General features: G+C 64.1%; 12 protein-coding genes. 6 read left to right on the forward strand and 6 right to left on the reverse strand.

Annotation, left to right across the window (positions count from 1 at the left end; translation table 11 throughout):
• Positions 1 to 55: 55 nt before the first annotated feature.
• From F4Y38_11705 to F4Y38_11715, 3 genes are all read left to right on the forward strand, one after another.
• Entirely contained in the window at positions 56 to 1,018 is a 963-nt protein-coding gene (locus F4Y38_11705) for an aminotransferase class V-fold PLP-dependent enzyme (protein ID MXY49944.1), read from the forward strand.
• Between the two features lie 85 nt (positions 1,019 to 1,103).
• On the forward strand, positions 1,104 to 2,786 hold the full coding sequence (locus F4Y38_11710; GenBank protein ID MXY49945.1) for an AMP-binding protein: 1,683 nt from the start codon (positions 1,104 to 1,106) through the stop codon (positions 2,784 to 2,786).
• A gap of 39 nt (positions 2,787 to 2,825) precedes the next feature.
• Positions 2,826 to 3,824, forward strand: a complete 999-nt coding sequence (locus F4Y38_11715; protein ID MXY49946.1) for a site-2 protease family protein — start codon at positions 2,826 to 2,828, stop codon at positions 3,822 to 3,824.
• 106 nt (positions 3,825 to 3,930) lie between these two features.
• On the opposite strand, the gene F4Y38_11720 is transcribed toward F4Y38_11715, so the two are convergent.
• Positions 3,931 to 4,686, reverse strand: coding sequence for a tetratricopeptide repeat protein (locus tag F4Y38_11720; protein ID MXY49947.1), 756 nt, complete (start codon positions 4,684 to 4,686; stop codon positions 3,931 to 3,933).
• A 208-nt stretch (positions 4,687 to 4,894) separates the two neighbouring features.
• On the opposite strand from F4Y38_11720, the gene F4Y38_11725 reads away from it, so the two are divergent.
• Positions 4,895 to 5,497 carry a molybdenum cofactor guanylyltransferase gene (locus tag F4Y38_11725; GenBank protein ID MXY49948.1) on the forward strand — a complete coding sequence of 201 codons (603 nt, stop codon included), beginning with the start codon at positions 4,895 to 4,897 and terminating at the stop codon, positions 5,495 to 5,497.
• On the opposite strand, the gene F4Y38_11730 is transcribed toward F4Y38_11725, so the two are convergent.
• The 3 genes from F4Y38_11730 to F4Y38_11740 are packed head-to-tail and all read right to left on the reverse strand — an operon-like array spanning position 5,439 to position 7,317.
• A complete protein-coding gene (locus tag F4Y38_11730; GenBank protein ID MXY49949.1) occupies positions 5,439 to 5,633 on the reverse strand; it encodes a hypothetical protein in 195 nt (64 codons plus the stop codon). The genes F4Y38_11725 and F4Y38_11730 overlap by 59 nt on opposite strands.
• Positions 5,566 to 6,234, reverse strand: a complete 669-nt coding sequence (gene rsmI, locus F4Y38_11735; GenBank protein ID MXY49950.1) for a 16S rRNA (cytidine(1402)-2'-O)-methyltransferase — start codon at positions 6,232 to 6,234, stop codon at positions 5,566 to 5,568. Before rsmI ends, F4Y38_11730 begins: the two co-directional genes overlap by 68 nt.
• A 3-nt stretch (positions 6,235 to 6,237) precedes the next feature.
• Positions 6,238 to 7,317: a Gfo/Idh/MocA family oxidoreductase gene (locus F4Y38_11740; GenBank protein ID MXY49951.1), complete on the reverse strand. Its 1,080-nt coding sequence runs from the start codon at positions 7,315 to 7,317 to the stop codon at positions 6,238 to 6,240.
• A gap of 687 nt (positions 7,318 to 8,004) precedes the next feature.
• Between F4Y38_11740 and hemE the strand changes: the two genes are divergently transcribed.
• Both hemE and hemG read left to right on the forward strand, forming a co-directional pair.
• Complete coding sequence (gene hemE, locus F4Y38_11745; GenBank protein ID MXY49952.1) at positions 8,005 to 9,069, forward strand: uroporphyrinogen decarboxylase; 1,065 nt, start codon at positions 8,005 to 8,007, stop codon at positions 9,067 to 9,069.
• Complete coding sequence (gene hemG, locus F4Y38_11750) at positions 9,066 to 10,595, forward strand: protoporphyrinogen oxidase (GenBank protein MXY49953.1); 1,530 nt, start codon at positions 9,066 to 9,068, stop codon at positions 10,593 to 10,595. The genes hemE and hemG overlap by 4 nt, the downstream gene beginning before the upstream one ends.
• Here hemG and F4Y38_11755 read toward each other — a convergent pair.
• Together F4Y38_11755 and F4Y38_11760 are read right to left on the reverse strand one after the other, a co-directional pair.
• Entirely contained in the window at positions 10,576 to 12,015 is a 1,440-nt protein-coding gene (locus F4Y38_11755) for an aminotransferase class III-fold pyridoxal phosphate-dependent enzyme (GenBank protein ID MXY49954.1), read from the reverse strand. The two genes, hemG and F4Y38_11755, sit on opposite strands and share 20 nt — an antisense overlap.
• Positions 11,948 to 12,796, reverse strand: coding sequence for a phytanoyl-CoA dioxygenase family protein (locus tag F4Y38_11760; protein ID MXY49955.1), 849 nt, complete (start codon positions 12,794 to 12,796; stop codon positions 11,948 to 11,950). Before F4Y38_11760 ends, F4Y38_11755 begins: the two co-directional genes overlap by 68 nt.
• Between the last annotated feature and the right edge of the window lie 263 nt (positions 12,797 to 13,059).

Consider the following 13,059-nt stretch of genomic DNA (forward strand, 5'->3'; position numbering starts at 1 on the left):
TTAGTGTGGTGGTGGGGGGGGTCTGTGGTCGGGGGGAGTCTCTGGGGGGTTGCTCGTGCAGTCTTTGATGCGGGTGGGCTTCCGCCCCGCGCACCCCTCCGAGGTCGCCATCACGAGGAATTCGACCGAGAGCATGAACATCATTGCCCTCGGCCTCGACCTGAAACCGGAAGACGAGATCCTGACGACCACCCACGAGCACTACGGCGGCTGGTCCTGCTGGCAGCACCGGCACGCACAATTCGGCAACCCGATCCGGAAGCTCGACCTGTACGATCCGCCGGAAGACGAGGACGAGATCGTCCGGCTGTTCGAGGAAGCCATTCGGCCGGAAACCCGCGTGCTCAGTTTCTGCCACGTCACCTGCACGACGGCCTGGCGCCTGCCCGTCAAAAAGATCTGTGCGATGGCACGCGAGCGCGGGCTCATCACGGTCGTCGACGGGGCGCAGTCGGTGGGCATGATCGCGGTCGACATGAAGGACCTCGGCGGCGACTTCTACGTGAGCAGCACGCACAAGTGGCTGTTTACGCCCAAGGGCACGGGTCTGCTGTACGTGGATGACGCCGCACAGGACAAGATCGGACTGGGTTACTACACGGGCGGCGGGCGGCCGACGGCGAGGCGTTTCGAGAACAACGCGTCCCAGAGTCACGCGCCGCTGGTGGGATTCGCCGTGGCCGTGGATTTCCACAACGCCATCGGTACCGGCCTGGTCGAGGACCGCGGCGCGGCCATGGCGAAATGGCTCAAGACCCGTCTTTCCGACATACCCGGCGTTCGGGTCTGGACGCCGATGAGCCGCGCGCTCTCCGCGTCCATGGTATCCTTTTCCATCGCCGGCATGACCTCCTCCGACGTGGGCACGCCGCTCCGGGAGAGGTACCGGATCCACAGTCGCGGCCTGCACGAAGGGGGCTACCACGGCGCACGCATTTCCTGTGCCATGCACAACAGCTACGAAGAAATGGAACGAGTCGCCGGCGCCGTGAGAGAAATCGCGGCTAACCGGTGCTAGAGGTGCTGAAAACGGATTCATATCAGCGTCCGACAGAACAGGTGTGAAAATAAGAACAGGTGCACACAACGCGGGAGAACGGATCATGTCCGATACTGCACTTACCATAAAGGCACTGAAAGACAGATTGGGAGATGCGTTCGCGGAGAACGTCGTCCTGCGCATCAAACGCGACGGCGAGTACGCGGAATTCACGGGATCGGAAGCGGCCCGCCGGGCCGACGCGCTCGCCGGACTGCTCGCCTCCCTCGGCCTGCAGCACGGCGACAGGGTCGCGCTGCTGGCGGCCAACCAACCCGAATGGGGCATCGCCTACCTGGCCATCGTAGGGCACGGAATGACGGCCGTACCCATCGACCGGCTGTTGAAGCCCGGTGAATACCAGCGGATTCTGGAGGATTCCGGGGCGCGGGCCATCGTGGTGTCCGACGCCTTCCGGGACGACTTCCATTCCATCGCCGGTTCCCTGCCCGAACTCAAGCACGTGCTGAGTCTGGAAGAAGTGATGGCCAGCGATACGGACGCCGCCGCGCCTGACAGCCAGGTCAGCCCGGACGACCTCGCCGTCCTGATCTACACCTCGGGCACGACCGGCCGGCCCAAGGGCGTGATGCTGTCCCACCGCAATATCATGTCCAACGTGTCGGCCGCCAGCCAGGTCATATCCATCACTTCCGACGACAGTTTCGTATCCGTGCTCCCCCTGCACCATACCTTCGAGTGCACGGCCGGGTTCCTTGCGCCGGTCTACAACGGCGCCATGGTGTCCTACGTGGGCAGCCTCAACTCGAGAGACATCGTCGAGACCATGAAGGACTCCAGGGCGACGATCATGCTGGCCGTCCCGCTGCTTTACGAGAAGATGTACCAGGGGATCATGCGCAAGGTCGGCTCCCAGCCCGCGGTCACGCGGACCGTGTTCAACCTCCTGATGGGCGTGGTGAAACTGGGCGAGAAGTTCAACAAGCGCATGGGCACGGCCCTGTTCCGGAGCCTTCGGGACAAGGGCGGGCTGGGGACGATCCGGTTCTTCGTGTCCGGTGCCGCCGCGCTGCCGCCCGAAGTAGCCGAGGGATTCGATCGGCTGGGGCTGCGCATCCTGCAGGGTTACGGGCTCACGGAAACCTCTCCGGTCGTTTCCGTGCACCGCGTGGAGCAGCCTCCGAAACCCGATTCCGTCGGACCGCCCATAAACGGCGTGGACGTGGAAGTCGTGAACCCGGACGACACGGGCGTGGGCGAACTCGTCGTGCGGGGCGATAACGTGATGCTGGGCTACTACAACAATCCCGAGGCCACGGCCGAAGTCCTCAAGGACGGCGCGCTATATACCGGCGATTCGGGATGGATCGACGACGAGGGACATGTCCACATCGCGGGCCGGCTCAAGAACGTAATCATCACCCGGGCCGGCAAGAACATCTATCCGGAGGAAATCGAGGGTGAACTCGTCCTCAGTCCCTACATCGCGGAAGCGCTCGTCTTCGGCGCCGAAAACGCGGATACGGGAGAGGAATACGTCCGTGCGGTCGTGGTACCCGACTTCGAAGTCCTGGAAGAAGAAGGCACGCCGGACGACGACGAGACCCTGACCGCGCTCATGAACCACGAGGTGCGGGAGCGTTGCCGGAACCTCGCGGACTACAAGCGCGTCAGAGAAGTGGAGCTGCGCCGGGAAGAGTTTTCGAAGACTTCCACGCGCAAGATCAAGCGTTTTCTGTTCAAGACCGGGCAGGAAAGCCCCGCGGAGGACACCGCCGGCCAGTAAGGGAGATGCCGCGATCCCCGCAAGGCGGAATCACGATTCATGGACAACAGGCTACACCCATCCGATTCGGATCCGGCGCCCCATTCCTCGGAGGATACGCTCCCGCATGCCATGCGGCCGGACGAAGCCGGGCGGCACCACACCCACTGGCGCCGCCCCACCTTCCTGTTCGCCTGTACCTTCCTGACCACCCTGATCTCCGGCACCATCATGGAGCACCCCACGGTCCCCCCGCTGGTTGTGCTGTTCACCCTGGTGACCGTCCCGGCGCTTCTCCTGGACGGTTTGCCCTTCTCCCTGTCGGTGCTCGGCATCCTCATGGCCCACGAGATGGGCCACTATCTCTACGCCAGGTGGTACGGCGTCCATACGTCCCTTCCACATTTCATTCCCTCGCCCTTCTTCTTCATCACGCCGAATCCGGGTACTTTCGGCGCCGTCATCGTGACGAAGGCGCCCTACCCGAACCGGCAGGCCCTGATGGACATCGGCGCCGCCGGTCCCATCGCCGGATTCATCGTGGCGGTTCCGATCATGGCGTACAGCCTGATCGGCGCCCGGGTGGATCTCGTCCCCGGTGAGGGAGAGGGTCTTTACCTGGGCGAACCCCTGGTGTTTCAGGCGCTCGCCTACCTGATTCACGGTCCGCTGCCCGAGGATTACACCATTTACCTCGATTCCGTGGGCCTGGCTGCATGGTTCGGCTGCCTGGTCACCATGCTCAACCTGTTGCCGGTGGGCCAGCTGGACGGCGGCCATATCCTGTATGCCTTCACGGGGGGCGCGGCCGGAGGCAGGCGCCTGCAGAAAAACCTCGCGCTCGCGAGTTTTGCGGCGCTGGCCGTGCTGGGGTGGTATTCGCCTGGGTGGTGGGTGTTCGGGGTGCTGCTGCTGTTGATGGGCAGGTTCAGCGGTTTCCGTCATCCCGCGCCGGTGGACGACGCGGCGCCGCTTCCCGGGCACAGCAAGTGGCTGGGCTGGCTCTCGGTCCTGGTCTTCATCCTGACCTGCATGCCGGTGCCGATCTCGTTTACGTGACCATAGCCTTAAAGACCGGCGCGGGCGATGCGGACGATGCGGGCGGTCAGGCGGTCCAGGTCGGGCGGTAAGGGCGGCCAGGCAGTCCGGGCCGGGCGGTCCGGAGTCAGCTAATCAGCAACCGTTCCAGTTTCTTGTGGATTCGTTCGTCGCCCCCGTCGATACGGTGGGCCTTGAGCAATTCATCGATCGCCCGGGCGTTCTCGCCCATGATCTCGAAGATGGATCCCAGCGCGTAGTGGGCCGCGAAATTGGTGGCGTCGAGTTCGAGCGCCTTCTGGTACTCTCCGACCGCCAGTTCCCATTTCTCCTGACGGACGAAGATCTCCGCGAGACTCATGTGGATTTCGGAGTTGTCTCCATCCCACCGCAAGGATTCCCGGTACGCGGCGACGGCCTCGTCGTACATGGTCCGCCGCTTGTACACCATTCCCAGGAGCTTGTAGGCCTCACCGTTCCGGGGTGAACGGCGGATGACCTCGCGGAAGCAGTTGGTCGCCTTCTCGAATTCGCCGAGATAGCAGTAGATTCGGCCCAGGTCCTGGAAGAGGGCGTCCGTTCGGTATCCGCCCTCGAGGGCGTTCAGCATGTAACCGCGGGCTTCGCTGTAGCACTCCTGCTTCATGTAGATCAAACCGATATCGTACTGTACCGCGACCTTTTTCGGATACGCCCGTGCGCACTTGCTGAGCCATTCGAAGGCTTCGCTCGTGCGGCCGGTATACATGAGTCCGAGGCCCAGGCCCCGCAGGGTCCAGTAGTCGGACTGGTTCCGCTCCACGCGCTCGAAGCAAAGGCGCACGATGGTCTCGTAGTCCTTCTTCACCAGGAGGAGCTTGAGCTTATGAGACCAGAACCACATATTGATTACTCTTTCACGAACGGCCGGCACCGTAAAAGGGGGTTCTATTCCGGAGGAACGGGACACGCGGCGCCATCATCCCGATACCCTGAATATACGGGGGTTCGGCAGGGGTGTCAAGCGGCCCGGCCGGCTGGGCTTCGGGGTTTTTCTTGTGGTCGAGGGAAGTGGAATCGGGGGTCGAAATCAGATGAAGAGAACACGATAAATGACAGCCAGGGAAGAAGTTACGGGCATCATCCTCGCGGGAGGGAAGAGCAGCCGGTTCGGCTCGAACAAGGCACTCAGCCGGATTGATGGAGACCGGTTGATCGAACGGCTTTGCCGGACGGTCGATTCGGTGACCGGACGGATGATGCTGATCACCCATACCCCGGCGGACTACGCCTTCCTGAAGCTGGAAAGCCGGAAGGACCTGGTTCCCCGCTGCGGGCCCATTGGCGGCATCTATACCGCGCTCAGGACGGCGCATACGCCACTGTGCCTGTGTGTCGCCTGCGACATGCCCTTTGTCAGGCCGGAATTCCTGGAATACATGGTGGAGCGGTCGGCCGGTTATGACGTGGTCGTCCCCGTGAACGACGGACGCGTGGAACCGCTGTGCGCGGTTTACCGGGAGACCTGCGTCCCGGCGATCGAGGACCGGATCCATGCGCGCAGATACAAGATCGCCGGATTCTTCGACGAGGTCCGCGTCCTGCGTCTTGCACCGGAGGAGGGTGGGTTCCACGATGACGACATGTTCTTCAACATCAACGACAGGACGGATTACGACGAAGCACTGAAGCGCATGACGGACCGGGCGCGCTAGCCGGACCAGCCGCGCGAACCGGACCAGCCGCGTTAGCCGGACCAGGCGCGCTAGCCGGACCAGCCGCGTTAGCCGGACCGTCCCTCCACCAGCAGGATGAACTCCCCGCGCAGGCGGCGGTCCCGGGTATCTTCAAGCAGCACCGACAGCGGACTCCGGTCGATTTTCTCGTGAAGCTTGGTCAGGTCGTTGGCCAGGGCCGCCCTGCGGTCCCCGAACGCCTCCAGAGCGTCGGCGATGAGCGCGTGCACCCGGTGGGGGCTTTCGAAATAGATGAGCGTGTCCGCACGGTCCGCGTCCGCTTCCAGACAGCGGCGCCGGGCCGCGGGCCTGCGGGGCGGGAATCCGCAGAACGAAAACCGGTGGACCGGCAGGCCCGATAGTACGAGCGCCATGATCAACGCGCTCGGACCGGGGGCCATGCTCACGGGGATTTCGGCCTGGATCGCGGCCTGGACGAGCCGGTAGCCGGGATCGGCGATACCGGGTGTGCCCGCATCCGTGACCAGGGCGAGGTCACGTCCCTGCTCCAGGGCGGCAAGGGCCCTGGGTACGGCCCGCTGCTCGTTGTGTTCGTGGTAGGACATCTGCCGGGCGCTGATCCCGTAATGCTTGAGCAACCGTCCGGTCCTGCGCGTGTCTTCGCTGAGCACGGTATCCACGCCGCGCAGGATCTCCAGCGCCCGGAGCGTGATGTCGTCCAGATGGCCGATCGGCGTGGCTACCAGGTAAAGCATGGATCAGTTCGTCTGTTCAGGGAACGGCGCGCGTATGTCGTAGCGGCCGTGTATCTCCACGGGAAGCGCTCCCTCCTCCACCATCAGGTCCAGCGGATTGTCTCCCGTCTGCAGCGGCAGTTCTACCACGTCGCGGATGCGGGCCGATTCGTAGATCGCCATCATGAGTTCCATGGTCAGACGGGCGGTTTCACCGTCGTTGCGGTGTCCTTCTCCGCTGCCGTCCAGCCAGTAAATGAACTCGTCGTACTGGTCAACCTCCACCGGCGGCGGCGTGATGGACTGCCAGTCGCCGGCACGGCGGTTCAGCAGGAGCAGGCCGCCTTCGGGACCGCGTTTCAGGATCCCCTCCGTACCATAAATGACGTCGCCCTGCAGCCCGGGATCGGGCAGGTCGCTTTCGTAGGTACCCCTGATCCCGCCTTCGAAGGCGATGATCGCCGCACACCGGTCCTCGCACCGCACCCGGCGCTCCCAACGGTCCGTCTTGCGGGTCACCTGGCCGATCACCCAGACCGGGGCCGGGTCGCCAAGCACGTACATCATCTCGTCCAGCTCGTGAGTTCCCCGGTTGAGCAGGCCGTGGGCGTCCCGGCGCAGCATGGCCGTGGGGGCTCCGATCGCGCCGTCCGTCACCAGGCGGCGCGCTTCCATGTTCTGCGGGGTGAACCTGCGCTGGTGGCCGATGGCGAGCTTGACGCCGTGCTGCGCGCAGGACGCCAGCATGAGGTCGGCTTCGCGGAGACTGGACGCCATCGGCTTCTCGCCAAGAATGCCCTTTGCGCCCGATTCCGCGGCTTTCACGGTGACTTCGGCGCGGACGTTCTGCCAGGTGGTGATGCTGACGATGTCACAGGCTTCTTCCTTCAGCATACCCGCGTAATCCGTGTAAGGTTTCGCATCGAATTCGTCGGCCAGCTTGCGGGCGCTGCGCTCACTGACGTCGGCGACCGCCACCACGTCGGTCTGCGGCTTCTGCGTCCAGTGCCGCGCGTGCGAACCGCCCATTCCTCCGCAGCCTATGATGCCGACCCGATATGACCCGGACATGTGAACTCCTTGATTGCGTTTGCTTTCCCGCATTCCGCGGCCTGTCGTTCCGCGCAATGTACCACTTGCCGACTGAACCCGCAACCCCTGTTTGGCAGGGCCTTGCACTCCCGGGAAAGGTCTGTAAACCCAGCTCGGGCCGGTAAGTCCCGGCAGGTCCAGGCACACCCAGGTTCGCCCTGAGCACGGCCGGCGGATCGATCGCCGCACCTTACTATTATATTGCTCCCCTCTATCGTCGATTGTAGGTTAGCACAGTACAACTGTGGGAGGAAAGGAATGGACTACAACGGCCTGCAGGTCGCGACATTGGACGAGTCGCTACGGGACGCCATAGGCGCACGCGGCGGCAGACCCGTGGTAGCCAGCGCCGACGATCCGGAGTGCGTGGACGTCTTTATCGACGGCTTGGCCAGGGACGACATCGCCATACTGTTGCTGACGGAGCCTGAGCATATTCGCGCGTTACTCGGCCGGGCGGCCGCCACGGGCCGGATCGAGGTCCTGCTGGATGCCGTCAGGCAGATTGCCGTGGGCTCGGCCGGCCCGGCCTGCACGGACATCTGGAGAAACCACCGTCTCTCGGTCGACTTCGAACCAGACGGAACGGGAGGCGAAGCACTCGTATCAAGCATGGCGCGCCTGGCGGGCTACCTGGTCAACAAGAAGCGCACCGCCGTGGACGGTGGCGTGGACACCACCTACTGGCATCGCACCGACATGCGGTGGCATTTCGAGAGCGATCCGTACGGTACCCGGGGAGAATCGGCCTTCCTCAGGGCTTGCCGCCGTGAATCGACGGAATATACGCCCATATGGCTGCTGCGCCAGGCCGGCCGCTACCAGCGGGCCTACCGGGAACTCAAATCCGACCTGGACTTCCTGGATATGTGCAAGACCCCGGAGCTCACGGCGGAAATCACGTTGATGGCCGCGGAACGCCTCGGGGTGGACGCCGCCATCCTCTTCGCGGACATCCTGCCCCTGCTGCAGCCGATGGGGTTCCGACTGGAATACGTCACGGGTCAGGGACCGGTCATTCACAACCCGTTGCGATCGGCCGAAGCCGTGGACCAACTCGAAGACGGGGAACCGGCGTCCCAGCGCTTCGTCTACGAGGCCATCCGCATGGTGCTGCCCGCGCTGCCGCCCCATATCCCGCTCATCGGTTTTTCCGGCGCCCCCTTCACCCTGGCGGCCTATGCCATCGAAGGCCAGAGTACCAAGGACTTCAAGCATCTCAAGACCTTCATGTATACCGATCCGGGCGCGTGGCACGCTTTCATGTCGAAGCTGGCCCGGGCCGTCACGGCGTACCTCAACGAACAGATCGAGGCCGGCGTCCACGCCGTGCAACTCTTCGACAGCTGGGCCGGCTGCCTGTCACCCGACGATTACCGGGCGTTCGTCCTTCCCCACACGGGATACGTCTTTTCCCACCTGCGCCGGGGCGTGCCCAGGCTTCACTTCGGCGTGGGGACGGGGTCCCTGCTCGAACTGATGCGGGAGGCGGGAGGAGACGTCATCGGGCTGGACTGGCGGGTGGACCTGGCCGAGGCCTGGCGCCGGCTCGAATACGATACGGCCGTACAGGGGAACCTCGATCCCGTGATCCTGTTCGCCTCCCCCGATGAAATCCGCAAACAGGCCAAGGCCATCCTGCACAAGGCCGCCGGACGTCCCGGCCACATATTCAATCTCGGCCACGGCATACTGCCCGGCACGCCGGAAGACCACGTGATCGCCCTGGTGGACGCCGTACATGAGATGGGAAGCGGTCGATGAAGGTCGTCGTGGTCGGCGGGGGCATCGCGGGACTGAGCGCGGCCCACCGGCTGACGGAATCCGGGCATCCCGGACTGGAAGTGACGCTGCTCGAGCGGTCGGACCGTTTCGGCGGGACGATTCGTACGGTCGAGCGCGACGGCTGCCTGGTCGAACTGGGGCCGGATTCCTTTCTCACATCCAAGCCCTGGCTGTCGGATCTCGCGGGCCGCCTGGGTGTGGCGGACCGGATCATCCCCACCGCACGTACCCATCGCAGGTCCCACGTGGTCCATCGCGGGAAGCTGCATCCGTTGCCCGACGGTTTTCTGATGATGGCGCCCACCCGGCTCTGGCCCATGGTGGGCACCTCCCTCTTTTCGTGGAAGGGCAAGGCCCGGTGCGCCCTGGACCTGATACTGCCCAAGGGATCCGCAACCGGCGACGAGAGCCTCGGCGCCTTCGTCCGCAGGCGATTCGGCGGCGAAGTGCTCGAGCGGGTCGTCCAGCCGCTCATCGGCGGCATCTACGCGGGAGACCCGGACACCCTCAGCCTAAAGGCCACTATCCCGCGGTTCTTCGAGATGGAACAGCATCACCGCAGCGTCATCAAGGCCATGGTCGCGCAGCGGCGCGCGGCCGCGAAGCAACAGCGCGGGGCGTCCGCCGGCAGCACAGCCGCGAAGCATCGAGGCCAAGCGTCTGCAGGCAGCGGTGGTCCCGCAGGAAGCGGTGGCCCCGCCGGCAGCGGTGGCCCCACCGGCAGCGGCGCCCGTTACGGCGAACTGGCTTCCTTCGACCGGGGCATGGAAACCATCGTGCAGGCGCTGCTGCGGCAACTGCCCTCGGACGCCATGCATACCCAGGCCGAGGTGACGCGGCTGTCCCGTGAAGGGAGCGGCTGGAACCTGACCTGCGGCGACGGGCGCCATTTCCATGTGGACGGCGTCATTCTCGCCGTGCCCTCCCGACATGCCGCGGAACTGCTGCACGGTACCGACTCCGGTCTGTTCGAAGAACTGGCGGCCATCCCCCACGCGTCGTCGGCCGTCATGAACCTCGCGTACCGGCGTTCGGACGTGCCCCACCCGCTGGACTGCTTCGGTTTCGTCGTGCCCGCGGTAGAGGATCGCGAAATCATCGCCTGCACTTTCAGCAGCGTGAAGTTCCCGAACCGCGCGCCGGAAGGCCTCGTCCTGCTGCGCGTGTTTTTAGGCGGCATGCTCCAGCAGGAACTGCTCCGGTCTGACGACGAAGTCCTGTTGCGGATCGTACGCGGGGAGTTGCGGGACCTGATGGGCATCGAAAACGAGCCGCTGCATACCGAACTGGCGCGCTATCCGGACGCCATGCCCCAGTACCTGGTCGGCCATGGCCGGCGTGTCGAGCGGATCGAATCGCTGCTCGGGCGGCATCCCGGGCTTGCACTGGCGGGCAATGCCTACGGGGGCGTGGGCCTGCCGGACTGCGTGCGCTCGGGAGTACAGGCGGCGGAGCGTGTCCTGGGCGGAGCGGATGCCGCCCAACTCACCGAACCAGCCTCCTGAAGGGTTCCTTCTTCAGGTCGCATTCCAGCAGTTCCGACAGGTTGCCGCGGTCCAGGCCCGACTTGATGAGCCCGAAGACCTCGACGGCCGCCTCGCCCAGTTGACGGATGTCCTCCTCCGTGTGGGCCATGGTGACCCGAAACGAGGTAGGTGTGAAGATGCCCCGGCGCGACATCTCCTGGACGAAGAGCGTGGAGACGATGGGGGTGAGTTCCGGGTTGGGCAGATCGAAGGAGAGGCTGGGATTGTAGGAAAGCCCCACGCAGGCGCCGGACAGTCCCGCACTCGCGAAGGCGTCGTTCACCGTCTTCTTGACCAGTTGACCCATGGCCTCGAAGAAGGGTACCGAGTTCCGTCGCTTCAGTTCACGTATCGTGGTCAGCGCCGCGGCCAGGCCCACGTTGTCGCTCCAGTAGGAACTGGATACGAACATCGAAGCGGCGGGCGCCATAGCTTCGCGGGAACCCACGACGGCGCCCATGGCGTATCCATTCGACATGGCCTTGGCCAGGGTGGTCACGTCGGGCGTCACCCCGGTATACTCCTGGAACCCCCCGATGCGGAAGCGCCAGCCGCAGGACACCTCGTCGAACACGAGTAGTGCGCCGTGTTCATGGGCCAACGACTTGACGGCTTCCAGGTAGCCGGATGGCGGGAGTTCGGACCGCGCGGGTTCCATCATGACCGCCGCGACCTGACCTTCGTGCTTTTTCAGCAGGTCTGAAAGCATGTCCGGGTCCCCGTAGGTAAAGGGGATGGCGGTGCCCGCGAGGACGCGCGGCACGCCGATCGGCTCGATGCCGGCGAAGGGATACTCGCCGCTCTCCGGATCGACGAGGTAGTTGGCGGACTGGTACCAGTCGTGCCAGCCGTGGTAGCCGCAGAAGAGGATGATGTCCCTGCCGGTGGTTCCCCGCACGATCCGTGCCGCCAGCGCGCAGGTCTCTCCCCCAGCCTTGGCGTACCGCACCATCTCGGCGCTGGGTATGGTATCGACGAGTTCCTCGGCCAGTTCGATTTCCAGCGGACCGTTCAGCGTGTAGATACTGCCCCGGTCGATCTGCTCCTTCACCGCCCCGTCAACGACATCATCGGCGTGACCCAGGATGATGGCACTGACCGCGTTCATCATGTCCAGGTACTCGTTGCCGTCCACGTCCACGAAACGGGCGCCCTTGGCGCTTTCGGCGTAGACGGGGCTGACGCCGTTGGCAAACTGGCTTGCCCGCCTGCTGATGAGTTGTGTCCATCCGGGGATCAGTTCCTCGGCCCGCCGGTACATGCGCATGGACTGTTCTACGGAACGTTCTTCGGAACGGGTGACGGACATTTTTACCATCCTTTTCAGGTAGTTATGTCTTGTTGCTTCGGGTCCACCCCCGCGGCCTGTGCCACGGCTTGAAGAGCGCGCGCTGGTCATCGTCCCACCGGGCGTAGGTGGCTTCTGTCACGTACGGCAGTTCGTCCATGGTCGCCTGGTTCTGCGACAGCATCCAGTAGGGCCCGTAACCTACGTGGATGGTCTTGCGGACCCGGTCGGACCGGTTGGTAACACCTCCGTGGCGGAGATTCTCTGTGAACAGTATGGCGTCACCGGCCTTGACTTCCAGCGCGACCACGCCGGGTTCCTCGTCCGGGTTGCCGTCATAGGGACAGGGCACGTTCGTCTTGTGGGTTCCGGGTATGACGCAGAACGCCCCGTGTTCCCGGGACACGTCATGGATGAAGTAGACCATGCGCACCATCATGCAGTCGATTCCGTTCGCGTTGAACCCGTACCGGTACTTCTGATTCTCGGGCCGCATGCCGCCGTGCAGTCCCGACAGGTTCCCGCGGTAGCGGATCCGGATCTCGGAGTTGTTGATCGTGGACCTGCCCTGGACGATACCATTGATATACGCCATGGTGCGCTTGTCGTTCACCAGCACGTCGAAGCGCTCGTCGGCGTTCCAGAAGTCCTCGATGATGACGGTCCTGCCCTCCGCGTTCGATCCGTCCGCGTGATATCCCCGTTCCGGATTCCGGTGATAATCCGGACCCCATGGGCTGATCTTGCGCGGCGGCTTTTCCAGGTTCTCCAGCGCGTGTGCTTCCAGTTCGTCCACCGCGGCTGACAGCGAAAAGACGGTACCCGGATCCAGCAGGTCCTCGACCACGATGTAGCCCTGACGGTCGAATTCATAGCGTTCGGTTTCGTTCATGATTACTCCTTAGCTGCCCGTCTCCCATAGCGGTACGTAGCCCGCACGTTCCACCGATGCCACCGTTCGCGATTTCATGGTCGAAGCGCATGCCATACAAAATAACGCCTGGTCCTGACCCTGACAATATGCGTGTGGTTCGCACGGGTTTTTTGCCGCGGCGGCGAAGACGCCAATCTGGTAGTTGACGCGTCCGGCAGGAATCCTTATATATAGAACTCGGTCCGCGTGGAATTCGGTCCGCGACGCGGCGCAAGCATGGT

The sequence above is a fragment of the Gemmatimonadota bacterium genome (assembly GCA_009838645.1).
Lineage (GTDB): Bacteria > JAAXHH01 > JAAXHH01 > JAAXHH01 > JAAXHH01 > JAAXHH01.